Source organism: Neorhizobium alkalisoli (assembly GCF_002968635.1).
In the GTDB taxonomy this organism is placed as follows: domain Bacteria; phylum Pseudomonadota; class Alphaproteobacteria; order Rhizobiales; family Rhizobiaceae; genus Neorhizobium; species Neorhizobium alkalisoli.
This window is the reverse complement of record NZ_PVBN01000044.1, coordinates 1-433: the sequence shown is the minus strand read 5'-3', so window position 1 is coordinate 433 and position 433 is coordinate 1. Positions and strand designations below refer to the sequence as shown.

Below are 433 nucleotides of genomic sequence, written 5' to 3'. Positions count from 1 at the left end.
AGATTGGTCACGCGGATCAACGGCACGTTTTCGGCGGCGCCGCAGGCCACTTTCTTGGCAGTGGCGTTCAACTGGGCGGAACGATCGCGGGGCACGATCACCGCGTGCACGCCGGCCGCATCGGCGCTGCGCAGGCAGGCGCCGAGGTTATGCGGGTCGGTCACGCCGTCCAGCACCAGCAGGAATGGCGTTTCCACGCTCTCCAACAGGCCCGGCAGATCGTTCTCCTGATACTGACGCCCTTCGCGCACCCGGGCGATGATCCCCTGGTGCACCGCGCCTTCAACCTTGTCATCCAGCCATTGGCGGTTCGCCACCTGGATCACGATGCCGGTCGCTTCCAGCTCGGCGATCAGCGGTTGCAGGCGGCGATCTTCGCGGCCTTTCAGGATAAACACTTCCAGGAAGCGTTGCGGATCGCGCTCTAACAGGG

General features: G+C 64.9%; 1 protein-coding gene. It reads right to left on the bottom strand.

The genetic code is table 11. The annotated features are described in order from the left end of the window. The coding region (locus C5L13_RS28470; protein ID WP_280952666.1) for a TrmH family RNA methyltransferase at positions 1–433 on the bottom strand (433 nt) is incomplete at both ends.